The organism is Paracoccus homiensis, assembly GCF_900111675.1.
GTDB lineage: Bacteria > Pseudomonadota > Alphaproteobacteria > Rhodobacterales > Rhodobacteraceae > Paracoccus > Paracoccus homiensis.
In genome coordinates, this window is the sequence record NZ_FOHO01000017.1 from 1 (window position 1) to 25808 (window position 25808).

Annotated in this window: 26 protein-coding genes and 3 pseudogenes; 24 read left to right on the top strand and 5 right to left on the bottom strand. The window is 59.2% G+C overall.

Going from position 1 to position 25808, the window contains the following annotated elements; genetic code table 11:
* Together BMX67_RS16365 and BMX67_RS16370 are read right to left on the bottom strand one after the other, a co-directional pair.
* A partial coding sequence (locus BMX67_RS16365; protein WP_175479945.1) for a transposase occupies positions 1-248 on the bottom strand: 248 nt, incomplete at its 3' end.
* A gap of 23 nt (positions 249-271) precedes the next feature.
* Positions 272-511 (bottom strand): annotated as a pseudogene (locus tag BMX67_RS16370) (hypothetical protein); the annotation flags it as partial.
* 223 nt (positions 512-734) lie between these two features.
* On the opposite strand from BMX67_RS16370, the gene BMX67_RS16375 reads away from it, so the two are divergent.
* The 13 genes from BMX67_RS16375 to BMX67_RS16435 all read left to right on the top strand — a co-directional run bounded on the left by BMX67_RS16375 (position 735) and on the right by BMX67_RS16435 (position 13255).
* Positions 735-2330, top strand: coding sequence for a GMC family oxidoreductase (locus BMX67_RS16375; protein ID WP_090737296.1), 1596 nt, complete (start codon positions 735-737; stop codon positions 2328-2330).
* A gap of 3 nt (positions 2331-2333) precedes the next feature.
* Positions 2334-3002 (top strand): GntR family transcriptional regulator, encoded by a 669-nt coding sequence (locus BMX67_RS16380; RefSeq protein ID WP_090737297.1) that lies wholly within the window; start codon positions 2334-2336, stop codon positions 3000-3002.
* 67 nt (positions 3003-3069) lie between these two features.
* Positions 3070-3597: a 2,4'-dihydroxyacetophenone dioxygenase family protein gene (locus tag BMX67_RS16385; RefSeq protein WP_090737299.1), complete on the top strand. Its 528-nt coding sequence runs from the start codon at positions 3070-3072 to the stop codon at positions 3595-3597.
* A 21-nt stretch (positions 3598-3618) separates the two neighbouring features.
* Positions 3619-4029 carry a lactoylglutathione lyase gene (gene gloA, locus BMX67_RS16390; RefSeq protein ID WP_090737301.1) on the top strand — a complete coding sequence of 137 codons (411 nt, stop codon included), beginning with the start codon at positions 3619-3621 and terminating at the stop codon, positions 4027-4029.
* The gene (locus BMX67_RS16395; protein WP_090737303.1) at positions 4026-5117 is read left to right on the top strand and encodes a glycerol dehydrogenase; all 1092 of its coding nucleotides are present in this window, start codon (positions 4026-4028) and stop codon (positions 5115-5117) included. Before gloA ends, BMX67_RS16395 begins: the two co-directional genes overlap by 4 nt.
* Positions 5110-5847 (top strand): SDR family NAD(P)-dependent oxidoreductase, encoded by a 738-nt coding sequence (locus BMX67_RS16400; RefSeq protein ID WP_090737305.1) that lies wholly within the window; start codon positions 5110-5112, stop codon positions 5845-5847. Before BMX67_RS16395 ends, BMX67_RS16400 begins: the two co-directional genes overlap by 8 nt.
* Before the next feature lie 57 nt (positions 5848-5904).
* Complete coding sequence (locus tag BMX67_RS16405; RefSeq protein ID WP_090737307.1) at positions 5905-6639, top strand: SDR family NAD(P)-dependent oxidoreductase; 735 nt, start codon at positions 5905-5907, stop codon at positions 6637-6639.
* 93 nt (positions 6640-6732) lie between these two features.
* Positions 6733-7674, top strand: a complete 942-nt coding sequence (locus tag BMX67_RS16410; protein ID WP_217645892.1) for a zinc-binding dehydrogenase — start codon at positions 6733-6735, stop codon at positions 7672-7674.
* Positions 7675-7696: 22 nt separating this feature from the next.
* Positions 7697-8647 carry a C-terminal binding protein gene (locus BMX67_RS16415; protein ID WP_175479946.1) on the top strand — a complete coding sequence of 317 codons (951 nt, stop codon included), beginning with the start codon at positions 7697-7699 and terminating at the stop codon, positions 8645-8647.
* Between the two features lie 36 nt (positions 8648-8683).
* Positions 8684-9736, top strand: a complete 1053-nt coding sequence (locus BMX67_RS16420) for an ABC transporter substrate-binding protein (RefSeq protein WP_090737312.1) — start codon at positions 8684-8686, stop codon at positions 9734-9736.
* 32 nt (positions 9737-9768) lie between these two features.
* Positions 9769-11328, top strand: coding sequence for a sugar ABC transporter ATP-binding protein (locus BMX67_RS16425; RefSeq protein ID WP_175479947.1), 1560 nt, complete (start codon positions 9769-9771; stop codon positions 11326-11328).
* Positions 11325-12266, top strand: coding sequence for an ABC transporter permease (locus tag BMX67_RS16430; RefSeq protein ID WP_090737317.1), 942 nt, complete (start codon positions 11325-11327; stop codon positions 12264-12266). Before BMX67_RS16425 ends, BMX67_RS16430 begins: the two co-directional genes overlap by 4 nt.
* Positions 12267-12307: 41 nt before the next feature.
* Positions 12308-13255 carry an ABC transporter permease gene (locus BMX67_RS16435; RefSeq protein ID WP_175479948.1) on the top strand — a complete coding sequence of 316 codons (948 nt, stop codon included), beginning with the start codon at positions 12308-12310 and terminating at the stop codon, positions 13253-13255.
* 191 nt (positions 13256-13446) lie between these two features.
* Here the strand turns inward: BMX67_RS16435 and BMX67_RS16440 are convergent.
* The 3 genes and pseudogenes from BMX67_RS16440 to BMX67_RS16450 all read right to left on the bottom strand — a co-directional run.
* Positions 13447-13941 (bottom strand): annotated as a pseudogene (locus BMX67_RS16440) (IS110 family RNA-guided transposase); the annotation flags it as partial.
* 336 nt (positions 13942-14277) lie between these two features.
* Positions 14278-15263 (bottom strand): annotated as a pseudogene (locus tag BMX67_RS16445) (IS110 family RNA-guided transposase).
* Positions 15264-15552: 289 nt separating this feature from the next.
* A complete protein-coding gene (locus tag BMX67_RS16450) occupies positions 15553-16218 on the bottom strand; it encodes a GntR family transcriptional regulator (RefSeq protein WP_090737322.1) in 666 nt (221 codons plus the stop codon).
* 118 nt (positions 16219-16336) lie between these two features.
* Here BMX67_RS16450 and BMX67_RS16455 point away from each other — a divergent pair, with 118 nt between their 5' ends.
* From BMX67_RS16455 to BMX67_RS16500, 11 genes are all read left to right on the top strand, one after another.
* Positions 16337-16843 (top strand): TRAP transporter small permease, encoded by a 507-nt coding sequence (locus BMX67_RS16455; protein WP_175479950.1) that lies wholly within the window; start codon positions 16337-16339, stop codon positions 16841-16843.
* A gap of 2 nt (positions 16844-16845) precedes the next feature.
* Complete coding sequence (locus tag BMX67_RS16460; RefSeq protein WP_090737326.1) at positions 16846-18132, top strand: TRAP transporter large permease; 1287 nt, start codon at positions 16846-16848, stop codon at positions 18130-18132.
* Positions 18133-18151: 19 nt separating this feature from the next.
* Positions 18152-19159, top strand: a complete 1008-nt coding sequence (locus tag BMX67_RS16465; protein WP_090737391.1) for a DctP family TRAP transporter solute-binding subunit — start codon at positions 18152-18154, stop codon at positions 19157-19159.
* A gap of 27 nt (positions 19160-19186) precedes the next feature.
* Complete coding sequence (locus BMX67_RS16470; protein WP_090737328.1) at positions 19187-20146, top strand: C-terminal binding protein; 960 nt, start codon at positions 19187-19189, stop codon at positions 20144-20146.
* A gap of 61 nt (positions 20147-20207) precedes the next feature.
* Positions 20208-20858 (top strand): RraA family protein, encoded by a 651-nt coding sequence (locus BMX67_RS16475; protein WP_090737330.1) that lies wholly within the window; start codon positions 20208-20210, stop codon positions 20856-20858.
* Positions 20859-20923: 65 nt separating this feature from the next.
* Positions 20924-22114 carry an L-dopachrome tautomerase-related protein gene (locus tag BMX67_RS16480; protein ID WP_090737333.1) on the top strand — a complete coding sequence of 397 codons (1191 nt, stop codon included), beginning with the start codon at positions 20924-20926 and terminating at the stop codon, positions 22112-22114.
* Positions 22115-22171: 57 nt separating this feature from the next.
* Complete coding sequence (locus BMX67_RS16485) at positions 22172-23092, top strand: sugar kinase (protein ID WP_090737335.1); 921 nt, start codon at positions 22172-22174, stop codon at positions 23090-23092.
* Positions 23093-23172: 80 nt separating this feature from the next.
* Positions 23173-23295 carry a hypothetical protein gene (locus BMX67_RS19995; protein ID WP_281249179.1) on the top strand — a complete coding sequence of 41 codons (123 nt, stop codon included), beginning with the start codon at positions 23173-23175 and terminating at the stop codon, positions 23293-23295.
* A gap of 83 nt (positions 23296-23378) precedes the next feature.
* Positions 23379-24136 (top strand): IS5 family transposase gene (locus BMX67_RS16490; RefSeq protein ID WP_090737337.1). Its coding sequence is split into 2 segments (ribosomal slippage): positions 23379-23703 and positions 23703-24136, totalling 759 coding nucleotides; the frame shifts between segments, so codons are not numbered across the junction.
* Positions 24137-24283: 147 nt separating this feature from the next.
* Positions 24284-24979 (top strand): IS6 family transposase, encoded by a 696-nt coding sequence (locus BMX67_RS16495; RefSeq protein WP_090737339.1) that lies wholly within the window; start codon positions 24284-24286, stop codon positions 24977-24979.
* A 258-nt stretch (positions 24980-25237) separates the two neighbouring features.
* Positions 25238-25417: a helix-turn-helix transcriptional regulator gene (locus BMX67_RS16500; RefSeq protein WP_090737341.1), complete on the top strand. Its 180-nt coding sequence runs from the start codon at positions 25238-25240 to the stop codon at positions 25415-25417.
* Positions 25418-25808: the final 391 nt, after the last annotated feature.

The window sequence follows — 25808 nt, forward strand, 5'->3', positions numbered from 1 at the left end:
AGCTGCAACAAGCTCTCGACGAACCCGGTCGTCTGCCGGAGCGCTATGCCGAACAGCACCTTCATCGAGAGGCACGTCTGTATGGCGGCGTCGCTGTAGCTCTGCTGGCGGCCACGCCTGCCAGTTGGTGCGGCCTCCCAGCTCATCTCGGGATCGAACCAGATCATCAGCGATCCGCGGCGCTTGAGCGCTTCATTGTAGGATGGCCAGTTCCTGGTCTTGTAGGTTGGAGGTGTGGGTCTGCTCATGGATTCCAGCTACCACGCTGGATTCATGAGATGAATCCCACAAGGGATTTGTACAATAGAGCCAGGCTCACCCGAAACCTATCCCGATTGCGCTGACAGCGGCGGGTCATCTCGGCGGTAGCATGACCGAGCTGCTTTTGGACATGGCGCTCGTCGATCTCGGCTGATGTCGCGAGGCCTACGCGCAGCGAATGCCCCGCGAACAACGCCCGGCGCTCGGACTCCGGCAGCCCGGGCCGCAGCCCGGCGGCCAGTGCCGTGCGCTGCACCATCATTGCTATCGCACGAAGGCTGATCACCATCGCAAACGCGAACTTCAAACCGGCAAAACATGGCAGCATCAGCCGCGCTGACAGACGCAATTGCTTGTTTGTAATCATTTCAATACCTTGACTGATTTCCGGGGGACAACACTTTTTTCTTGACCGTACTAACATGTTACCTGTTAAATCGGCTAAGCGATTGCATAGTCGCTAGGGAGGAACAATGTCATACGATTACATCGTCGTCGGCGGTGGCTCTTCGGGGTCTTTGCTGGCTTCAAGGCTGGCTGGTGCGGGTTCGCGAGTTCTCGTGCTCGAAGCTGGGGGAAGCGATAATAACCCGCTCATTTCCATGCCTGCCGGTTTCGTGAAGCTGCTTGGTGTCGAGAAGTTCATGTGGTTTTACCACTCTACGGTTCAGAGCCAGTTGAACGGGCGGAAACCTGTCGTTCCGACTGGGCGCGTCGTGGGCGGTGGATCTTCTGTCAACGCGATGGTCTATATCCGGGGGCAGAAAGCGGACTATGCCCCTTGGGCAGAAACCACGAAAGACACCTCATGGGACTGGGACTCGCTTCTTCCGATCTTCCGCGGCATGGAAGACAACAACCGTTTTCATGACGACCTTCACGGAATTGGCGGACCCTGGACGATTTCAGATCCGATCCAGATCTGCGAACTGAGCCGGAAGTACGTCCTCGCCGCTCAGGCGATCGGACTGCCGTTCAACCCGGATTTCAACGGGCCGGTACAACGCGGTGCTGGGTTCTTCCAGCTGTCGATCAAAGACGGCAAACGCTGTTCTGCCGCGACAGCATTCCTGCAACCGGCGATGAAGACCGGAAATATCCACCTTTTGACCGGCTGTCTGGTTCACCGGATCATTGTCGAAAACGGGCGCGCGGTTGGCGTGCAGTTTTCGCGGAACAGCTCTTTAGAGACTGCACGCGCCTCGGGTGAGGTGGCACTGTGTGCCGGTGCGATTGCGACGCCTAAGCTGATGATGCTCACGGGGCTTGGCCCGCAGGATCATCTCTCGGAGCACGGGATCGACACGTTGGTTGATCTTCCGGGGGTCGGTCAGAATCTTCAAGACCACACCGAAGTTCCAGTATTGGCCTTTACCAAGCCGGGCTATGGGTATTTCGGTGAGGACAAGGGCCTGCGCCAGATTCGCAATGGTCTGCAATATATGATGTTCAAGAATGGCCCGGTGGCGTCCAACGGCGTTGAATCCTGTGCATTTTTTGATCCTGACGATCTCTCTAAAGAGGCCAAGATTCAACAGTTTTGCGTGCCTTCTGTCTATCTCGATCCGGACACCACGGATATCAAGCCGACTTACGGCATTACGATCAATTCGAGTGTCGCGCGCCCCGGCTCCAAGGGATCGGTCCGCTTGGCGACAGCCAGCGCTCAAGACCAACCTCTGGTCGATACGAACTATTTTGACGACCCCGAGGATCTGCGTCTTTCCATCGAAGGGCTGCGCATCGCGCGACGCATTCTCGATCAGGAGCCGCTCAAGAGCATCATCACCAAAGAGATATTTCCCGGAACCGGGGTCGATGACACCGCCGCGTTGGAAGCGCACGCCAAAAAGTTCGTCAAGACGGTCTACCACCCGACCGGCACCGCCCGCATGGGGCATGACGGCGACGAGATGGCTGTCGTTACCCCGGATCTCAAGGTGCGCGGTATTGATGGTTTGCGCGTTGCGGACGCATCCGTCATGCCGAATATCATCAGCGGCAACACGAACTCGACGACACTTGTAATCGCAGAACGTGCCGCGCGCTTTATGATTGGCGAGGAGTAACCCATGACAGCCGTGCGCAAAATCGAACGTCCGAGACAAGTGTCGGAAGTCGTTCTCGAGCGTCTCCGAAAAGACATCGTCACGGGTGTTTTTGCGCTCGGGGAGAAAATCTCGGAAACCCATGTCGCAGAGACCTATGGGGTCACCAAGGCGCCCGTGCGGGCTGCGTATGTTCGATTGCAATCCGAAGGGTTGGTCGAGATACGCCCACAGTCCGGAACCTTTGTTTTCGCGCCGACCCAAGATGATCTGCGGGCGCTGTGCGAACTCAGAATCGCGCTTGAATTGGAGGCAGTTCGTCTGTCACTTTTGCGGAACCCCGAGGGTCTCAAATCGTCCGTCTACAATATTTGTGCCCGTATGCAGGATGCCTTGGCAAAGGGAGAACAGGATCGCTACCAACGCCTTGATAACACGCTGCACCTCATATTATTTGAATTGGCGAATTCGCCTTATCTGAAAGAGACTTACGAGGCGCGCATTTCGAGCGCTTTCGCTGCCCTGCGTCATCGGTTTGCGCAGGATGCGTCCCATAATAGTGCTTCAATCAAGGAACACACGGAAATCGCCGACCGCATCGGAGCGGGCGACATCACCGGACTTCGTGCCATCCTGCGTCAGCACATCCAAAACACAGAGGCTTACTACGAAAAACTTCTGAGCGCGGATTGACCTGAGCTCTCAATACAACGGGCTCCCACCCAGAACTAACATGTTACATGACAGAAAGGTCGCGAAAATGCCCCTTCAAGACGACGATATAGACCCACGGACGCCGTATCAGCTCCCATTCCCGCAGGATGCTCTGGAAGAAATCGTGATCCCGAATGCAATGGAGTGCGATGAGCGTCTCTGGGTGCCCCAGGCGGAAAATGTCTGGTTTCGTCCTCTGTGCCTCAACCGCTCGCAAGGCTACTGGATGAACCTTCTTAAGGTGCGCAAATCCGGAGTCCTGTCGCGCCACCGCCACCCTCAAGCCGTGCATGGCTGGGTCCTCAAGGGGCGCTGGCACTATCTTGAACACGATTGGGAAGCGATCGAGGGCGGCTATGTCTATGAGCCGCCGGGAGAGACCCACACGCTCATCGTGCCTGAGGGCGTAGAAGAAATGATCACGTTTTTTCAGGTCAACGGTGTCATGTGCTACGTTGATCCGTGGGGCAAAGTGCTCGGCTACGAAGACGTTTTCACGAAAATCGACATGTGCCGCAAGCACTTCGAAGAGGTCGGTCTCGGAGCCGACTATGTCGAACAATTCATCCGCTAAGACTTACAACGGAGACACACCATGCCCGAACTTCGCATGATGCACACAATGCTGCGGGTTGGCGATCTGGACAAATCGCTGGCCTTCTACACCGAACTGCTTGGGATGCAGATGATCAAGAAACTCGATTTCCCGGAAGGCGAATTCACCCTCGCCTTCGTCGGCTACGGCCCCGAGGAAAGTAACACGGTGATCGAGCTGACCTACAACTACGGCACGACGAGCTATGATCTTGGCAAGGGTTACGGTCATATCGCGCTCGAAACCAGCGATATCTATGCCACCTCGCAGGTGCTCAAGGATGCCGGTGCAGAGTTCACCCGCGAGCCGGGGCCGATGAAACACGGCAAGACGCTCATCGCCTTTCTCAAGGACCCCGATGGCTACATGATCGAACTTGTGCAGCCTGACTGGCTCAAGGACGCACAATGACTCTCCTTACGGCGGCATTTCCGGCCCGTTATGTCCAAGGCCCCGACGCGCTTGGCCATTTCGGCGAAGAGGCCGCCCGGTTCGGCCAGCGTATTCTTGTGCTGGCCGACGCAACGCTCCCTGAGGAGATCGTGGCCCGCCTCGATCCAACGGGCGTCGAAATGACGGTCGAAACGGTAGAGCCTGCCGCGACAGAAACTGCCATTTCCTATGCGGTGGATCGCGCTAAAGCGCTTGGCGCCGATGCGATTGCGGGCCTTGGTGGAGGTAAAACGCTTGATCAGGCCCGCGCCGCAGCCGACATCTGTCGGCTTCCCTTTATTTCCGTTCCATCCTCTGCTTCCTCGGACGCGCCCTGTTCTGCCCTTGCTGTCATCTACGGCGAAGATGGCGAAGTGATTGAAGACCGCTTTGTGCGGACCAACCCTGCCTTGGTTCTCGTTGATAGCTCCGTGATCCTCAGTGCGCCCGCACGCCTTCTGGCCGCTGGGATTGGTGATGCGCTCGCCACTTGGTTCGAAGCGCGCGCATGCCTGATGTCCGGGGCCAACAACATGACTGGCGGTCGCCAGACACGCCTCGCGATGCAGATCGCGGAAACATGCTATGACACTTTGATCGAATATGGTGTGACCGCACTGGCTGATCTCAAGGGCGGATTTCTATCCCCCGCACTCGAAGCGGTGATCGAAGCCAACATCCTGATGTCCGGTCTCGGCTTTGAATCCGGCGGCGTCGCGGCCGCCCATGCGATCCACCACGGCCTGGCCGAATTGCGCGAGACGCACGGAGCCTTGCACGGCGAAAAGGTCGCTTTCGGGGTGCTCGTGGGGCTGGTGCTCAATGATGCGCCCATCGAAGAGATCACCAAGGTTCGCGAATTCCTGGCACAGACCGGATTGCCGACATACCTCGGTGCCGTCGGAATCACCGATGCCGACGCAGCCATCCCTGTCATTGCGAAACGCGCCTGTCGGGCGGGGGAAATCATTCATAACGAACCGATCGAGATTACAACAGCGCTGGTCGAAGCAGCCCTTCGCGAAGCGGATCTCATCGGACGCCCCAAGGAGCTGAGCAATGCCTGAGTGCAACACCTTTGCTCCTGATCTGTTCCAAGGTCGCCATGTGCTCATTACTGGCGCGAGCAGCGGAATTGGTGCGGCCATCGCCGCAGCCTTTGCCGCACATGGGGCATGTGTGACGGGAACGGCAAGCACCCACGCGCGTGCTGCAGCTATCGAAATTCCGGGCGTTGCTCTCAAAGCCTGTGATGTGCGCAAGGATACCGAAGTTGACGCACTTCTTGAGAGCCTGCCGCAACTCGACATTCTCGTGACCGCCGCAGGGATCGCGCGCCGTGTCGAGGAATATGATTGGGATGTGTTTCAGGATGTCGCCGACGTGAACCTTTACGGGACGGCCCGCTTTGCGCTCCGCGCCCGTGAAGCGCTCAAGACGACCAAGGGTTCAATCGTGACCATTGCATCCATGCTTTCGACCTTCGGCGACCGCCTCGTTCCGGCCTACGCAGCTTCGAAAGGTGGGGTCAGCCAACTCACGAAATCCTTGGCAATTGAATATGCGCCTGACGGCATTCGTGTGAACGCCATCGCGCCGGGCTGGCTCCATACGGATATGACCGACAGCCTCGTGCAGGACAGCCTTCACGGTCCAACGATTGCCGAACGCACGGCGATGAAACGTTGGGGCGCGGCGGATGAAATCGCCTCCGGAGCTTTGTTCCTGAGTTCTCCGGCCGCCTCCTACATCACCGGATCAACCCTCACAATCGATGGCGGCTACGCGATCACCTAGCCGCAGATCACCTCCAAGAGATAGCGCGTAGAAATGCGCAAATAAGGATAAACGCACATGTCCATCTGGCCCACTGACTGTTTCAAAGATCGCCACATTCTCGTTTCTGGCGGCACCTCGGGAATCGGCGCAGCGATTGCAAGTGCCTTTGCCTCCGAGGGGGCGCACGTCACCGTCACCGGGGCGAGCGAGAAAGAAGCCGAAGTTGCGCGCACCGCGATGCCTGGAATTACCGCAAAGGCGCTTGATGTCCGTGACGCTGAAGGGGTCGCAGAGTTCGTTGCAGGGTTCGATCAATTGGACCACCTCGTGAACTGCGCAGGCGTCATTCGTCGCGGCGACGAGCTTGAACCTGATGTGTTTGCCGATGTCGTCGACATCAACCTCAATGGCTCCATGCGTATGTGTGCGGCGGCGCGTCCGCTTCTGGCGAAAAATGGCGGCACCATCGTCAATACCGCGTCGATGCTGAGCTTTTTCGGCGGCGGTCTTGTTCCGGCCTATGCCTCGTCGAAAGGTGGCATTGCACAGCTCACGAAATCGCTGGCAATTGCCTACGCAAAAGACGGTATCCGTGTGAATGCGATTGCGCCCGGCTGGATCGCGACGCCGCTCACACAGGCGCTCCAGAATGATCCGGAGCGTGCGGGACCGATCCTCGCCCGCACACCGGCGAACCGCTGGGGCACGCCGGAAGATCTCGCAGGGGGCGTGGCCTACCTGTCTTCACCGATTGCGTCCTTTGTCACGGGCGCGGTGCTGGTGATTGACGGCGGATATCTCATCACCTGAAGCTGCCCAATTTCAAATCCGAAATCCCGATAAGACAAAACAAGGGAAGGACATTAAATGCGCACAATCCTTTGCACCAACCCCGGCGGGCCGTTGAGCGATACCCGCGTGGAAGACCGCCCAAATCCAACACCCGGCCCAGGCGAAGTCCGCGTGCAGATGCGTGCGGTGTCGCTCAATCCGGTGGACTGGAAGCTCTGCGTTGGTGTCGCCCCTTGGTGGACCGAACCTATGATCGTGGGCGTCGATGGCGCCGGTGTGGTGGATGCTTTGGGTGAAGGCGTTGAAGGGGTCGCGATCGGCGACCGCGTGGTCTGGCACCACAACCTATCTAAACAAGGCGTCTTTGCCGACTATGCCATCGCACCCTCACATGTGCTTGCCCGCATTCCGGACTCCGTGTCTGACGAGGCCGCCGCCGCGCTGCCCTGCGCCGGTATGACCGCCTATCAGGGGCTCGTGCGTAAGGCGCGTCTTGGCGCAGGTGAAACGGTGCTGATTCAGGGCGCATCGGGCGGCACAGGCGGCTTTGCGCTCCAGATCGCGAAAGCGCTGGGGGCCACAACAATTGCTCTCGCACGGACCAAAGATCATGACCGTGTCCGCGCCTTGGGGGCCGATCATGTGCTGGATTACACCGCAGACGACCTCCACGACCAAGTACGCGCCATCGCGCCTGATGGGGTCGACCTGATGTACGAGGTTGTCAAGGCAAAGGATGCCAACGTCAATTTCCGCCACATCCGCTACAACGGCCAATTCGTGACGACCGACCCGCTGCCGGATTTGTCCAACGTTCCGGCCTACACCTATGCGCTCTCCATGCATGAGGTTGCACTTGGCGGTGCCTACGGTGCGAGTGACATGCGTACCCAGAAAGATTTCGCCGTGATGCTCGAAGCGATGCTCGAGATGGTCGCACAGGGCACACTCGACCCGATGATCGAAGCTGAAATCGGGTTCGACGACATCCCCAAGTATTTGGGCCGCCTCATGGAGCGCAAGGTCACTGGCAAGATCGTGGCAAGGCTCTGAGATGTTTGAGGGAGGACAGACCATGACCCGAACCGCCGTGATCATCGAACCGGGCTACGCGGATTACAGCCATGAGCGGGATATTCTTGGCCGGTTAGGCTTGGGGCTCAAACCTGTGGATGGGGCCGGGGATCGCACCGCGCTCAAATCTGCGCTGTCAGAGGCGGAAATCGTCTTCGTGCGCGATACGGTGCTCGACGCCGAGCTGATTGACGCCATGACACAGGCCAAGGGCATCGTGCGCTACGGCATTGGCGTGGATACGATTGATCTCGATGCGGCAAAGGCGAAAGGCCTGGTTGTCGCGCGCGTCAATGACTACGGCGCGGATATCGAAGTGGCTGATCATACTGTCGCGCTGCTTTTGGCGGCGCAACGCCGGATCGTGAGCCGCGACCGTGATGTGCGCGCAGGCGCGTGGCAAGTTGGTCAGAAAGAGCCGATCCGCCGGATTGCTGGCTCCACGATGGGCTTTCTTGGGTTCGGCCGGATCGCCCGGTCCGTGGCCGAGCGGATGAGCGGCTTTGGCGTGACCGATTTTATCGCGCATGATCCTTATCTGGGTGACGCGCCCGACGGCGTGCGCCTAGTCTCACTCGAGGAGCTCGCCGCACAAGCCGATCTTCTGTCGCTGCACGCACCAGCGACAGATGCGAACCGCGGCATCATCGGGGCAGAGTTTCTGTCCCGCATGAAACCGCACGCGATCCTCGTGAACACTGCACGTGGACCGTTGATCGACGAAACAGCCCTGCACAAAGCGCTCGAGGAGGAGCGTCTGCGTGGGGCCGCTCTCGATGTCTTTGCGATCGAACCGCCAGTGGGCAATCCGCTCCTGTCGCTCGACCGCGTGGTGATCTCGGATCATTCCGCCTGGTATTCCGAAGCCACAGTCGCCGCCATTCAAAGCGGCGCGGCACGGGAGGCAAAGTTGATCTTAGAAACAGGCGACGCGGAACACCGTATCGTTTGAATAACAAGACCGTCATCATCTCAGGGAGGAAATAAGATGATTTCGAAGAAAGCACTTCTGGCTGCAACCACCATTCTTGCTGCGCTGTCAGCACCGGCATTTGCCGACGTGGACCTTCAATGGTTCGAAGCGCAAACTGAGGACATGACCGCTGCGGGCGCCTATCAGAAAGAAGGTCCGTGGACCGTCGCACTGGTCTTCCCCGACTTATCGAATTCATGGCGTGTGCAGGCTGTCGAGGAGGCCCGTGTCGCGGCCGCCAACAATGGCAACATAAAAGAACTGATCGTTACCAATTATCAGGAAGACGTATCGGTCATGGTTTCGGATATGGAAGACATGGTCGCCCGTGGCGTGGACGCAATCATGGTTCACACCGGCCAGATCGGCCTTCTCGGAGAGGTGGTAAAAGCCGCAAACGAGAAAAATATTCCTGTCATCAATCTGGGGCAGATTGACAGCGGTATCGATTATCCCGTGCAGATGGGCGCGGGCGGAGCCTCCTATGGGCGGATCGGTGGCGAATGGCTCATCGAACAGCTCGGGGGGGAAGGCGAAATCTGGGCGTTGCGCGGCATTGCAGGTCATTCCGAGGACGTCACCCGTTATCAGGGAATGCAAGAGGCCATCGCCGACAGCAACTTGACAGTCACGCGGGAAGACTACGGCACATGGTCCTATGAAAACTCTAAACCTCTGTGCGAGAGCTGGGTTCTTTCCGGTGAACTTCCTGATGCGATCTGGTCTGCAGGCGCGGATATGACCCGCGCTTGTGTCGATGTTTTCGAAGAACTGGGCGTGCCTCTCATCCCGATGACTGGCGAAGGAAACAATGGCTTTCTACGGCAATGGAGTGATCGTGGGTTCGAGTCCGTCGCAGCCCCGTTCCTACCATCGATGTTCGCCGTGGGCTTGGATGCCGTCGAAGAGCTTTTGAACGGTGGGTCACTGCATCGCGTATACTGGGCCGAACCGGAGGCGATCACGAACGACAACCTGGCCGAATACTACCATCCGGAGGCGAACGACAACCTCTGGGTGCCCACCACACTCACCGACGAAGACATCGCACGTCTTTTCCCGCGTTAATCCCTCGAGCGATGTCAAATGTCGAGACCGGCATGGCCACGCGCCATGCCCCCGCCGGAGCCCTAAGCTCTGGCGGGTCCCCCAAAAAAGAGAGCGCATTGCTCCGCTTCCAAGGCGTCACCAAGATCTTTGGCGGCACGAAAGCCGTCGATACCGTCTCGCTCGACGCCTATGCCGGGTCCGTTCACGCGGTCACCGGCGAAAACGGAGCGGGCAAATCGACGCTTATGAAAATGTTGTCGGGTGTTCACATACCCGATGGCGGCCATATCACTCTGGACGGTGCGCCGTTCGAGCCCAAGAGCCCGAAAGACGCACAAATGATCGGTGTGTCTACGATCTATCAGGAGTTGAACCTGATCGGGAATCTCACCGTGGCCGAAAACCTGTTCTTCGGGCATGAACCTATCCGCGCCGGTGTGATCAATCGCAAGGCACTGGTGCAAAAGGCGCGGACCTTGATGGCTGAAATCGGTCTCGACATCGACCCGAACATGCCCTGTGCCAAGCTGTCGATTGCCGAACAGCAATTCGTGGAGATCGCAAAGGGCCTCGCTTTTGACGCAAAGGTCTACATCTTCGACGAACCGACCGCGGCGCTCAACACAGCCGAGGCGGAACGCCTGTTTGAGCTGATCCACCGCCTGCGCCGCGAAAACAAACTGATCTTCTACATCTCGCACCGCCTCGACGAGATCTTTGATCTTTCCGATCGCATCGCGGTGATGAAAGATGGACGTCTGTCGGCGCAGTTCGAACGGGGCGAGACCGATGAGGCGGGTCTTATCCGTGCCATGGTTGGTCGTGATCTCGGGGACTATTTCCCGCCGCATCAAGACCGGCAAAATGCGCCGGTCAAACTCTCCGCCCGGGATCTGCAGCCGAAGGCAGGGACACCGGCGGTGTCCTTCGCGCTCCACCAAGGTGAAATCCTCGGGCTGGCCGGACTGGAGGGGCAAGGGCAGCGGGACATCATTCGCGCGCTTGTCGGCATCGAAGGCCCTGTTTCCGGCGAAGTCACGCTCGATGGCGTACAGATCGATCCACGCGCAGGTATCGTCGGGACCGTGCGCGCCGGGATCGGGTTTGTTCCGGAAGATCGTAAAACCGAGGGGCTTTTTCTCGAAGACAGCATCGAAAAGAACATCGCGCTCGGCCAGTGCCGTGAGCGCCGCTTGTTCAGTCGCGCGAACTGTCCGCCCGACGATATCGTCTCGATCTCGCAGAGGATCCGTCTCAGAGCCGAAAGTCTCGTGCTTCCGGTTGGCAAACTGTCCGGCGGCAATCAGCAAAAGGTCATGCTCGGCCGCTGGCTCGTCTCCGGTGTCGAAGTACTCGTCGTCGAGGAGCCAACCCGTGGCGTCGATGTCGGCGCGAAAGCGGAGATATACGCAGCCCTTCGTGACTTTTGTGCGCAGGGCTACTCCATCGTGCTGACGTCGAGTGAGATGAACGAGGTGATCGGCCTGTGTGACCGCATCCTGGTGGTGCGTGGCGGGCGGATCGTGACCGAAATCCATGGCGGCGACGCGGACGAGGAGAGCATTCTCGCCCATGCCATCACAGATCAAGAGGAGTTTACTGCCCAATGACCCGGCTCCGCTTTAGAACCGCCCAATACCGCAGCCGCAATGCGGTCGGCCCCTTCGTCGTTCTGCTTCCTCTTGTCATCGCCGGGTTGGTTGCGTTCCTCGCGCCGGGGTTCTCCTCCTCCGAGAACCTGTTCAACCTGTTTCCGCAGGCCACGCCGCTTCTGATCCTTTCCCTCGGGCTCATGTTTCCTGTGATTGCCGGGGGCATCGACATTTCGAACGGGGCGCTTGTTTCCGTTCTGGCCGCGATCCTCGTATCCTACGGGCAGGCCAACGGTATGGCCATCGCCATTGTGGTGACGCTTTTGACGGGCCTCGCCAACGGGATCGGCGTCACCTATTTCCGCGTGCATCCCATCGTTATGACGCTCGGTGTCATGATTGTGTTCAGCGGGGCGACGCCGCTTATCCTTCCTGACGCCGCAGGCCAGATCAAAACCTTCCTCGCGCCGCTGACACGCTCTACTGTTTTCGGTCTGCCCGTGGCGATCATCTGGTGCGCCGTCGGGATCGGGTTCACGTGGTTCGTGCTGTCGCGCACGGCCATCGGCACGCGGATCTATGCCATCGGCGCGAATGAGAACGCGGTCTGGCTCTCGGGCATTTCGAGCCGCCGGATTGTCATTGCCTGCTACATGTTGTCCTCCATGTCCGCCCTCATGGCCGCGATGTTCATCGTCGGGCGGGTCGGATCGACCACGGCCAACATCGGCGAACCGTTGATCCTGAATTCGATCACAGCCGTGGCAATCGGGGGCGTGCTGCTCTCCGGCGGGGTCGGGTCGGTTGTGGGCGTCGTTTGTGGCGTGGCTGCTCTGACCTTCGTGAACAACGGCATGAACCACCTTTCGGTCGATCCATTCCTCCAGCGCGTGGTGACTGGTGCGATCCTTCTCGTCGCCATCGGCTTTCAAAAGCGTGAGGAGATCGGCGTATGACCACCGCGGAAAACTCATCTCCACATAGGGAGACCTCCCTCATGTCCAAGCTGACCCGTGTTCTCAAACAGATTGGCGGCGTGCCATTTGTGTATCCGCTTTTTGCGCTTTTTCTTGTGATTGTCTGGATTGAGCGTCCGGTCATGCTCAAACCGATGTTCTTCTTTACCATCTTGCGACAGGCGGTCCCGCTGATCCTCGTCGCAGTGGGTCAATCGCTCTGCATGCGCGTGCGCTCGATTGATCTCAGCTCCACGGGCGTGATTGTCGGTGCCGTCTATATCCTCACCGGGGGTTGGATCGAGGCGCCGACGCTCGTGCTCTGCCTTCTCGCCATCGGCCTCGGCCTGTTCGTCGGGGCGGTCAACGCATGGTTCATTGCCATTCGTCGCTCATCTGCGGTGCTCGTGACCCTGGCCACGGCCATGATCGTCAGTGGGAGCGTTCTCATTCTGAGCGGCATCCGTCAGCCGGATCGTGCGCCCGCAGACCTCGTTGAATTCGCTCGCCTTCGGTTCGAGGGGATGCCGGTCATTGCGCTCTTGACCATCGTTCTGGTGATCCTCTTCGCCATCGCGTTGCGGATGAGCGTGCTCGGGCGTGTCATGAATGCCATCGGCACAAATCCGAAAGCGGCCTGGACCTCCGGTCTGCCTTATGTGCGCACCGTTTTTACGGTCCATATGCTTTCGGGTGCATTTGCATCTCTTGCCGCCATCGTTCTCATCGCCTCTCTGGGCAAAGGCAGCGTCACGCTAGGGGCCGATCTTGCACTCTTCTCTCTCGCGGCGGTCGTGCTCGGCGGTGTGAGCTTTGGGATCTCGCGCGGCGGGGTCATCGGGCCTGCTCTCGCGGGGGCGATGCTCACTTTCCTGTTCAACTTCCTCACGGCATATGACGTCGCACAACCCGCCCGCCTGATTGTGGTCGGTCTCGTGATCATCGTCGCCGCTATCGTGATCAGCATGCGTGAGAACAAAGCGCATTAAATGCCGGGGGCGCCGCTCTGGTGCCCCCTCACCTGCACCGAGGACATCACCCCATGCACCGAAGCTATCGCAGCGGTCGAGACGTCGCGCGGGCCCTCTCGATCGAAGAATTACGCGTTATGGCCCGAAAGCGCTTGCTGGCCTTCTGCCTCGAATATCTTGAGGGTGGCGCTGAAGACGAGCGTAGCCTCCACGATTTGCCGTAGGGCCTTGCGTAGACGGCTGATGTCGCGGGCGATCACAACGCCATGTTCGGCCAGCAAGCCTAGGATCTGGTTCACAAGCCGCGTCCGGTCCGAGATCAGCCTCTGCCGGATGCGGTGGACGGCTTGTATCTCCAACTGTCCCGGTGATTTCTGTGGAACGAACCGCATCGAAGGACGGCCGACGGCCTCACAGATCGCTTCGGCGTCGTTGCGGTCGTTCTTATTGGATTTGACGTAGGGCGCGACGAATTGCGGTGAGATCAGACGGACTTCGTGCCCGAGTTCGGACAGCACCCGCGCCCAGTAGTGCGAGCCGCTGCAGGCTTCCATGCCAACGAGGCAGGGCGGCAAATCGGCGAAGAACGGCACGACGGCATCGCGGCGCAGCGTTTTTCTAAGCACGGTACGATCATCACTGCCAACGCCGTGGACCTGAAACACAGTCTTGGCCAGATCCAGGCCGATCCTAACGATATCCATGGCATGTCTCCTCTCTCATCCTGTGGATGTCGAAGTGTCACCGACGCCGGGCGGCGGGGTCCATACCATTGGCCCCTTGGCAAGCATAATCTTCGATTTGTCGGGCAGGTCTTCGATCGGACGTGTGACAGGCCTCTGAACGTGGCCTTCATGACGCCACGGGCCGGTATGCTGTTCGGAAGGCTGGGTTCACATCGGTTCAGAGAGCTGCAAGCGCTCGAGGCCCGGGTCTGAATCTTCCTGCCTTGAACTTCGAAGCCCGTGTCGCCTACTCCTCGTCGATCGCTCACCCCGGCCTTGCGGCCATGTCGTGTCGTTCCCCTTCGTGGGCTCGGTTCACGCCATTCTGTAATCCTGCTCCTTTGTCGTCAGCGCCCAGATCATCCGTGCCATTTTGTTTGCCAGCGCAACGGCCGCGACCATCCTTGGCTTGCGCATCACCAGCATTGCCAGCCAGCGGTTCGCGCTGCCACCCTTGCGGACGACCCAGCGTATCACGCTCATGGCGCCCACAATTAGCAGGCGGCGGATGTCGGTCTGACCCATCTTGCTGACCGAACCCAACCTGGTCTTGCCGCCAGTGGACCTCTGTCGTGGCACCAAACCAAGCCAAGCGGCAAAGTTGCGCCCGCTGTCGAAGGTGTCGAGATCTGGCGCAAACGCAGCGACGGCGCCCGCGGTGATAGGCCCGATCCCCGGGATCGTGCAGAGTCGACGTAGTTGATCGTCCGTCTTCGACGCTGCCTCAAGCTCATTAGCCAAACGCACGATCACTTCCGTCAACGTCGCAATCTGATCGAGATAAATCGCTCCCATCCCCCGAACCTGCCCAGGCAGGACGCTGTTCTCGTCGGCCAGCGCGGTCTCGAGCACCTTCAGGCTCGCCGGACCTTTCGGTGCCACCAGCCCGAACTCGGCCAAATGCCCCCGCAGCGCATTGATGAGCTGTGTACGCTGCCTGACCAGACACTGGTGCGTCCGAAAGGCTACTGCCCGTCCTCGGGTTTCAGCGCTTTTCACGGAAACGAACCGCATGGTCGGGCGAGAGGCCGCCTCCGCGATGGCTTCAGCGTCTGCTTTGTCGTTTTTCTGGCGGTTGACAAATGGCTTCACATACACCGCCGGCACCAGACGCACCTCATGACCATGGGATTTCCCCAGTAGTGTGACGTGGCGCAGGCCTCCATCGCCACGATACAGGATTTCTGCTCAGCCAGCAGCGACACTAGCCGGGTGCGCGACAGAACACGGTTATATAGAACCGCCCAATCCAATCCTATTGGGCAGATCTGAAAACTGCCCTTCGCCAAGTCGATTGCCAAGCATGTTGATCGGTGTCGTGATCGATGTGCCCTCCCTTCGGTTCCGATGAAACCATCATGGCATAAGAAATGCCGTTGGGTGGGGGCATCCACCGCATCAGTTCACGATCACGCTGCCTTCCGCCTCGTCGAGCCAAGCAAGGATGCGCGCGAGCAGGCGACACGACACTTCTTCAAACGAGCGCAGCGGTAGGCGCGAGATGCATGACCTTCTCCAAGCCGTTTTGAAACTCTCGCGTATCTTTTAGTTCGGTTCTGCCCCAATCTGGGTGGCGGAACAGCAGCATTCTCACCCCAGGCCCTTCCGGGCAGTTGCCGCGTTCCAGTAAGAGCCTTCCTTACGATCGATATGGGAAGCTAGGAGGGACAGTGCTGTCGCGGTGTCGCGCTTCCGGACGGCTTTGCTGATCTCGATATGTTCGCGGAAGGATTTCTCCATGTGATCGGGATGCCGGCCGAGGCGATTTCGGATCGCGGCCATCTTCAGCGCGATGGTCTGAAACGCGTCGTTCAGGAACCGGTTGTCGGCATGATCAAAGAGGTGCTGGTGAAACACCGTGTCTTGGGCCAGGTATTCTGCGTCGTCCCCGACCTTTCGCGCCGTGGTCATTTTGGCCACGCAAGTGTCAAGCGCATCGGCCAAGGCATCGTGGTCTGCGACGATTGCCTGCTTCAGCGCCTCTGACTCCAAGCAGGTCCGCGCGTCGCACAACTTGGCAAGCTCTTCGGGTTCAAGATTGAAAACGTAAGAGCCGCGCTGAGGCTCGACCACCAGCAACCCTTCCATCTCAAGCCGGTTGATCGCCTCGCGCACCGGCGTACGACTGACGCCAAGGTCCTTGGCGATTCGGGCTTCTGACAGTTGTGAGCCGAGTTCGAATTCCCCGCCCACGATCCTGTCACGCAAGTCCGACGTTACAAGTTCCGTCAATGATTTAGGTCGATCAAGCAACACGGCAGGCGCCTCCTTTTCCGCATCTTAGCAGACCTGCATCTAGCATACAATATGCTGCCCCTTGACGGTTAGCATACTGTATGCCAGTATTGTTCCAGCTTCGGGTAGGGAGGGACCTTTGGCACGCATCGAACGCATAATCACAGAATTGAACCGGGCGCTGGTTGCCGGGCTGCTCGCTTCGGTCTTCGTGATCGTTTTTGCCAACGTTGTCGGGCGCTATGGCTTCGGCGCGTCGCTGGCTTGGGTGGAAGAAGCGGCGCGACATTTGATGATCCTCGGGGCATTTGCCGGCGCAGGGCTTGCCCTGCGTGAAGGCCGCCTCGTGGCGATCACCACGCTGCCTGATTTCCTGCCAGAGGGTGCACGCAAAGCGCTGCGCTGGGGCGTCGTTACGGTGATGTTCGCCTTTATGGCAACACTGCTTTGGCTCGGCATTCGTTTCGTAGACTTCGGCTGGAACAAGGAAACGATGTCGACCGGCATCTCACGCGGCATCCCCTACATGGCGATCCCGTTCGGCTGTGCACTGTTCCTGATCCATCTGGGGCTCTTCGCCCGACGTTTCGTGAAGCAGGACTTCGAGTTCGGCCCCGACGAAACCGCAACCGAAGGCGAGGTGTAGTCATGGCAAAGACGCTTATCCTTCTGTTCTTTGCAACTTTGCTGCTCAGCGTACCGGTTGCTTTCACGATGGGGATTGCGGGCCTTTCAGCGATCTTCCTGCATGGCGGACTGAACCCTCTGGTTGCGACCCAACGCCTGTTCGCCGGGATCGACAGTTTTCCGCTCATGGCGGTGCCATTCTTCATTCTCGCGTCGGAGCTGATGACTGCGTGCGGGCTGACAAACGCACTGTTGCGCTTTGCTAATGCGTTGGTCGGCCATGTGCGGGGCGGTCTGGGGCACGTGAACATTCTTGTGTCGATGCTCTTTGCCGGGATCAGCGGATCGGCATTGGCGGATGCGGCCGGACCCTCGGCCATCGTCATGCGGATGATGCGCGAAGCGGGGTATGAGAAAAACTACGCTGGCGCGCTTTCCGCCGCCACGGCCACCATCGGGCCGATCATTCCACCGTCGATCCTGGCCGTGATCTTCGCGATCTCGACCAACGGCGTCACCGTGGCCGGGCTATTCCTGGCTGGTATCCTGCCGGGCATCCTGCTGGGCCTGTCACTGGCACTCGCCAACCACGTCGTGTCGACCCGTCATGGCTATCGCGGTCGTGAAACTCGGGCAGACCGGGCCGAGCTTCGCCAGGCGACCCTGGCAGCGCTTCCGGCGCTGATCATGCCCGGGATTATCCTCGGCGGCATTCTCTTTGGGGTTTTCACCCCAACAGAGGCGGGCGCGGTCGCCTCGGCCTATGCGCTTCTGCTCGGCTTCGTCCTGCGCGCCTTTAGGCTGCGCTCGATCTACCACGCCTTTGTGCGAGCCGCTGTGATCACGTCTTCCGTATTCCTGATCGTGGCGATGGCATCGATCTTTGCCTGGCTTCTGACCTACCTGCAAATTCCCCAATCGTTGGCCGAGGTGATCACCGGCATCACCGAGAACCGGATAGGAATCCTTCTCATCTTGGCAGGTTTCGCGCTGATCTGCGGGTTCTTTATCGACACGCTTCCGGCGCTGATCATCCTGACACCGATCCTCGGGCCCATTGCCTATTCCGCCGGGGTCGACCCCCTGCAGTTCGGCATGATGCTGGTACTGAACCTGACCATCGGCATGATCACGCCCCCGGTCGGACCGGTGCTCTTCGTGGTTGCGGCGGTTGGACAACTTAAAATCGAGTCCCTGTCGAAGGCGGTGTTGCCGCTTCTGCTGGCAGAGCTTGTGGTACTTCTTCTGGTCATTCTCGTGCCCGAAGTCAGTACTTTCGTCCCTAACTTTTTTGGATTTGCAAACTGACATGAAAGGGAGGATCTTCATGAAAACCATGTCAAAAATGATGGCTGCCAGTGCCGCTATCGCACTCATCGCCGGCGCTGCTAGCGCCAAGGAACTGAAATACGCGCACTTCCAGTCGGCGGACCTCAGCTCGCCGAAACACGCCGCCGCGCTGGCCTTTGAATCCTGCGTTGAAGGCAAGACGTCGGGCGGAATCGACGTTCAGATCTTTCCGGCATCGCAGCTTGGCGGAGACTCAGAGATCATTGAGGGCTTGCAGCTGGGCACGGTGCAGATGGCCGCGATCCACGACGGGCCAATATCGGCGGTCTACAAGCCTTTTTCGGTGCTGGCGATCCCTTACCTTTTTGAAGATCACGCGATGGCCTGGTCAGTGATGGACGGTGATTTCGGCGACGCTATGGCCGAGGACATGCTGGCCAAGACGGGTATCCGCATGTTCGGCGTAGCCGACAACGGGGTGCGCAACTTCACCAACAACGTGCGCCCGGTGGCCGAGCCCAAAGACATGGAAGGTCTCAAGATGCGCGTCATGACCGCGCCGGTCTGGGTCGCGTTGGTCGAAAGCCTGGGCGCCTCGGCGACGCCTGTGTCCTGGCCGGAACTGCCGGGCGCCCTCCAGCAGGGCGTTGTCGACGGACAGGAAAACGGGGTGACCAACATCGTCAATGCCTCGCTCTACCAGCACCAGAAATACGTCTCGCTCGATAGTCACGTGTTCAGTTGGCACGCCTACCTGATGTCGGACATGTTCTATCAATCGCTTACGGCGAACGAGCAATTGGCCGTCGAGCAATGCGTTGAGACCGCCAAGGTGATCCACCGCGGTATGACCGCGGCGCAGGACGCCAATGCCAGTGCGATCCTGTCCGAAAAAGGCATGGAAGTCGTGCCAGTTAGCCCCGAGCAGAAGACGATGTTCCGCGAAGCGGCGCAGCCGGCTGTGCGGGCCCATGTAGTTGAGGACATCGGCGCGGAATGGCCGGATCGACTCGACGCGGCGATCGACGCCTACAGGGCGAACTGAGCCATGGGTCGGGACTGTCAAACCAGGATGGCCGATGTGGTCGTCCTCGAGCCGGGCTATGCGGCCTATGACACAGAGCGAGCAGTGCTTGCGGGCCATGAAGTGCAGATCACCCCGGTCAGTTTGGATGAACCGGCGGTCCCGGCCCTGCAGGCGCTTGACCCGGTTGCCCTCCTGGTGCGCGAGCGCCAGATCGGGGCGGCAGAGATAGACGCCTGTCCGAATCTGAAAATCATCGCGCGCTATGGCGTCGGATATGACAACGTCGATCTGGTATATGCCAAGGCGCGGGGCATCTATGTCACTAACGTGCCCGACTACGGCGCCGACCGCGAAGTCAGCGAACATGGCGTGGCGCTCTATCTTGCCGTGCAACGGCGGCTGGTATCACGTGACGCGGATGTCAGGGCAGGAAAATGGGGGATCGGTCAGGCCGCCCCGGTTCCGGGCCGCCAGGACGCTGTGCTGGGCCTGATCGGCTGCGGCAAGATCGGATTGCAGGCCGCGCGAAAATTCCGTGCGCTGGGGTTCGATCGCGTGGTGGTCTACGATCCATATCTCGAGGAGGCCATAGCTCGCGATGAAGGCATCGAGCGCACGGACCTCGACACCCTGTGTCGCGAGGCCGACGTGATCAGTCTGCACGCACCGCTTACCCCGGAAACCCGGCACATCCTGAACGCCGGGCGGATCGCCCTGATGAAACCCGACGCTATCGTCGTGAATGTCTCGCGCGGCGGACTGGTGGACGAGGCGGCGCTGGCCGCCGCGCTCACCGAGGGCCGTATCTTCGGTGCCGGGATCGATGTCTTCGAGCAAGAGCCGGTCCGCCCGGACAACCCGCTTCTCAAGGCGCCGAACACCATCCTGACCGATCATGCCGCTTGGTACTCGGAGCGTACGGTCGGGTTGTTGCAGACCAAGGCGGCAGAAGAGGTCAGCCGCGTGCTGAACGGCAAGCCCCCCCTCAACTGGGTCAACAAGTAGACGAAACTGGCGGCCGCCACCGCCGGACTTCATTCAGAAACGCAGAACAAGGAACAAAGTCATGGATACCAAAGAACTCGTCGCCGGTTTTCGGCAGGTTGCCACCGCTTCGGTAGCGGATGCAGTCGACAAGATCGCCGGGCGCGGCGGCTTTCTGCCCTCGAGTATCAAGCCGCGGATCAACGACAAGAAGATCGTCGGTCCCGCCGTGACCATTCTCGAAGGCCCAACCGATGAATTCCTGCCGCCCCAGCATGCACTGGACGCGATTGACGAGGCCGAGGAAGGCTCAATCATCGTAATTTCGACCAATGGCACCACCGAGGTCGCACTTTGGGGCGGTCTAATGACTGCCGGTGCCGTAGCCAACAAGCACGAGGCCGCAGTGCTCGATGGTGGCGTGCGCGACCTGGTCGAGATCAAACGCGACTACGACTTCCCGGTCTATTCGCGCGAAGTGTCGCCCGGAACAACGCTGGGTCGGATCAAGACGCTTTCGGCCAATACCGAGATCTCGATGGGCAACGTAATCGTGCGCCCCGGCGACATCGTCGTCGGTGACGTCGACGGCGTCGTGGTGGTGCCGCGCGGTCATGCCGAAGCGGTTCTCGAAATGGCGCAGGAAATCGACGAACGCGAAGCCGAGCAGGCCAAGCTGATCATCGCCAATGGTTCGCTGCGCGACGGGCTGGCAAAGTACGGCCGCATCTGACCGCAGGCCTCTGCAGGCCAGCCATAGCGGCCTGCAGAGGCCAATGAACAAAGGGGGGGGGGAGTATGCGACACAAACTGACCAAATCCATCGGCGCAGCGCTTTTTCTGGCGCCACCATTGTGGGCGGCTGAGCCCGAGGTTATCGCCGAATGGGTGAGCCTGCCCTATATCGTCGTGGACACGGCCACCAAATCCACTTGGGAGAACAGCGAACTTTTCGGCAAGGCCCTTGTCCAGGGTGCCAAGGTGGACAGCCAAGGCAATTTCTATGTCTCGACGGCACGTTGGGGCGGCAAAGAAATTCCGGCTACCCTGTCCAAACTGGTGAAAACGGGCGACGGCTGGGCGTTGGAGGCCTATCCGAGCGAGGCAATGAACGACATTGCGAATGCCGCCGGGCTAAAAGCCGTTCTTGGCTTCGAAATTGATCGCAATGACGTGATGTGGATTTTCGACCAGGGCCATGTGGCGGGCGAGCCAAATGCCAATGGAGATGCGAAACTTGTCCTCTGGGATATCAAAGCTAACCAAGAAGTTCAGCGCTATAACTTCACGGCGGAAGACCCAGATCCGCAGTGCTCTTTCCTGAACGTCGTCGTCGTCGACAACGACAGCGGTTTTGCCTATATCGCCGACAGCGGCATTTTCTGTGATCCGCTGCATGGCGGCTTGATCACCTATGACATGAACACAAACTCTGTCCGGCGTCTTCTTGATCAGCACCGGTTTACCAATGACGAACCCAACTTCTTCTTCAACATCGGAGACCGACCGATTCTGAAAAACGGCAGGATGCGTACAGGTGCGGACGGCATTGCATTGTCAGCTGACAAGCGCACGCTGTATTGGACGAACCTGACCGGGAACCATCTCTACAGCCTGCCCACCCGGATTTTACGCGACTTCGGCACAAATGAAACGGTAATCGAAGGCGCGGTAGAGGTGGCGGCCGTCTTGCCAACGAACACCGATGGGATGACCGCTGACAGCGCCGGCAATATCTATATGACGGCGCTGTCGCTCGACGGGATCATGAAGTTCGACCCCTCCACGCGCCGCGTCAGTCGTTTTGCGTACCATCCTGACATGAACTGGCCCGACACGCTGGCCTGGGGTCCCGATGGCGAGATGTATGTGGTTTCCAACAACCTGCATCTCTGGGTCGATGGCGACATGACATTTGACGACTCGCAAAGCCCGAACTTCCGCATCTGGAAGATCCCCGACGTTGGTCAAAGCTACACCACGCAATAATTCTTCTGAAATCGCGGCCGTACTCATCGGGTGCGGCCCACTAAACACGAGAGTGACATGACACCTGACATCCTGTGCCTCGGCGAACCAATGCTGGAGTTCAACCAGAAACCCGACGGCAATTACCTGCCCGGCCACGGCGGCGACACCTCGAACGCGGCGATTGCCGCGGCGCGACAGGGTGCGCGCGTCGGCATGATCACCCACCTCGGCACCGACGCTTTCGGACAATCATTCCTTGATCTCTGGGCCTCAGAAGGTGTCGACACCACCTCTGTTCGGCAAGTCACGGACGCTCATACCGGCGTCTACTTCGTGACCCACGGGCCGGACGGGCATGAATTCAGCTATCTCCGCGCCGGATCGGCGGCCAGCCGTATGGGTCCCGGCGACCTTCCTGTAACCGCTTTGCAGCAAGCGAAAATTCTGCATGTTTCGGGCATCAGTCAGGCCATTTCCGACACCGCCGCAGATGCGGTGTTCGAAGCGATCCGGCTGGTCAGGGAAGGGGGAGGCCGGGTGTCCTATGACACCAATCTTCGCCTGAAACTCTGGCCGCTCGAGCGGGCGCGTGCCGTAACCCATGCCGCCATGGCGCAATGCGATATCGCGCTTCCCGGTCTGGAAGATGCGGTGCAGCTGACTGGCCTTGAAGCGCCCGAAGACATCGTACAATTCTATCTCGACCTTGGACCGAGCATCGTCGCGCTGACTCTCGGCTCCAAAGGAACGCTGGTCGCCACCTCCGAGAAACAGAGCATCGTGCCCGTTCGCGAAGTAAAGGCGGTCGATGCAACCGCGGCAGGTGATACCTTCGACGGAACCTTCCTTGCTCGTCTCGTCGCTGGTGACGATCCGTTCGAAGCCGCGCGTTACGCTAATGCTGCCGCCGCCCTCACTACGCTGGGGTATGGTGCCGTGGCTCCGATGCCGCGCAAGGAGGCCGTAACCGAATTTCTGGCGCAGGAGGCCGTTTGAGGCAACAGGCTGTAATCATCGGAGGCACACGTGGTACTGGCGAGGGCGTCGTCTCGGTCCTTCTGGAAGAGGGCTGACGCGTGTTGGCCACCGGAGTGTCGCAGGACGAGATTGATGCCGTTGAGGGTGACCATGAAGCCGTCAACGCCGCAGTGCTGGATGTGCGCGATACCATGGTGGTGAAGTTGAGCAGCCTCATCTGACTGGTCCAAGCTGATTGTTAGGTTCCAGACCCATTGATTTCAGGCCTTTAGCGTGATTCAGGTTCCGCAAGGAGACCTGATTGATGAGCAACCTTTTCTGGCTGACGGATGCACAAATGGAGCGTCTGAAGCCGTTCTTTTCCAAGAGCCATGGCAAGCCTCGCGTCGATGATCGCCGCGTTCTCAGTGGCATAATCTTCATCAATCGCAATGGGTTGCGGTGGTGTGATGCGCCGAAGGAATACGGCCCGGCGAAGACCCTTTACAACCGTTGGAAACGCTGGAGCGACAATGGCGTGTTCGCCCGGATCATGGTGGGCCTGGCCGCCGCGAGCGCCGAGCACAAGACGATCATGATCGACGCGACGTATCTGAAGGCGCACCGCACGGCCTCGAGCCTGTGCGTCAAAAAGGGGGGCGTGGGCGTCAGATCGGGCGCACCAAAGGCGGTATGAACACCAAGTTACACGCCGTTGCCGATGCCAAAGGTCGGCCGATCGGGTTCTTCATGTCCGCCGGCCAGGTCAGCGACTACACCGGTGCGGCGGCGCTGCTGGGCAGCTTGCCGAAGGCCGAGTGGCTGCTCGCCGACAGAGGCTATGATGCCGATTGGTTCAGAGAAGCGTTGAAAGACAAGGGGATAAAAGTCTGCATCCCAGGCCGGAAGTCGCGCAAGAAAGCCGTGAAATACGACAAGCGGCGCTACAAACGGCGCAACCGCATTGAGATCATGTTTGGGCGCCTGAAAGATTGGAGGCGGATCGCCACCCGATACGATCGGTGTCCGGAAACCTTCTTCTCCGCAATCATGCTCGCCGCAACCGTCTTGTTCTGGCTGTGATCAAGAACGAGTCTGGACCCTAGCGAAGAAGGCGTCCACGAAACATGGGGCTATTCAATGCAGAACAGCCCGCAGAAGGCGCGACGGTATTGTCACGTAAACTCGGCGTCGGTTGTCGGTGTACCGACATCAGCGTAAGCGAAGTCAATGAGCCAACCCTCGATCAGCTACAAACGCCACCGGTTCCCACCCTCGATCATCGCCCACGCGGTTTGGCTGTATGTCCGTTTCAATCTCTCCCTGCGCGAAGTCGAGGAAATGCTCCTGAAGCGTGGCATTTACGTTTCCTACGAAACGATCCGGCGTTGGGTGACGAAATTCGCCCCGCAGATCGCCCGAAACTTGCGCCGGCGGCAGGCGCGTCCAGGGGATGTCTGGCATCTCGACGAAGTTGCGGTGACGATCTCGGGTCGGAAATTCTGGCGCTGGCGCGCGGTTGACCAAGAGGGGGTCGTTCTGGAGGAAATCGTGCAATCTAAGCGCGACAAGCGTGCCGCAAAACGTCTTTTGAGATCGCTGATCAGGCGGTTTGGCCTGCCCAAACGGATCGTCACGGACAAGCTGCGCTCCTACGGAGCGGCCAGACGCGAGATCGCGTCCGGACTTGAACATCGCTCCCACAAAGGCCTGAACAATCGGGCCGAGAACAGCCATTTGCCGTTTCGAAAACGAGAGCGGTGCATGCAAGGGTTTCGTTCTCCGGGCGGGTTGCAGCGGTTTGTGACATGTCTGTCTGCCGCCAGAAACCGCTTCTCGATACCTGCTCGCCGGCGTTCCGCAAACGCAACACGCTATCATAGAATGGAGGCCTTCGACGCCTGGAAGGCGGCCGCGAGCATCTGACGATCCAAGACCGGTCATCTCTTCGCGGCCAGCGAGTTAAGTTGACAACACCATCGCGGAAGCTTGTATCGGACATGTGCGTAAGGGTGACGCTGCCATCGACACCTATAAACGCACGGATTACGTGGAGCGGCGGGCACCTCACATGTACGCGTGGACCAAGTTCATTACCCGTCAAGACCAAACTGCCTAAAATTGAAAACTGGTTTTAACTTTAATGTGACAGAAGGACGTATTGGTAAAAAAATGAGGAATTGAATGACCAACAAAATTCTACGTCAAAAAGATGTACAAAAAATTACCGGCCTGAGCAGGTCCACGATTTACAGACATATCAATGCGGGCACATTTCCGACCCCTGTCAAACTGACCGAACGTCTTATTGGATGGCATTCCAGCACCATATCCGAATGGATGGCCAGCCGCCCGGAGGTCTGAGTACATGCTCTCCCATGCAAAAAACCGCCCGGCGTCATTTGCGCCGGGCGGTTTTGGTTTTCATACGGGTTTCGGTTTTCATCCGATGGAGCCAACGGAAGGGCCGCAATCAGCTTTCCAGGCAAGTGCTTTGCCCGGCACCTGATGCCTCGATTGAGGGCACATCGTCGTTGCTGGCCATGAGATCCTGTTCAAGCAGTTCGATATCCCGCCCGGACATGTCCCTGACGCGGAGCAACTGTTCGGCCAACGCCTCGAGGACATTTCGATTGGACCTGTCACGCTTTCGTGCCGCTCCGATTGCTCATTTAAGCGACCTTTCGTTCGAAGGCCAAGGGGCTTTTCCAGCCCAATGCTGAGTGCCTTCGACGCGGATTGTAGAAGCCGTTGA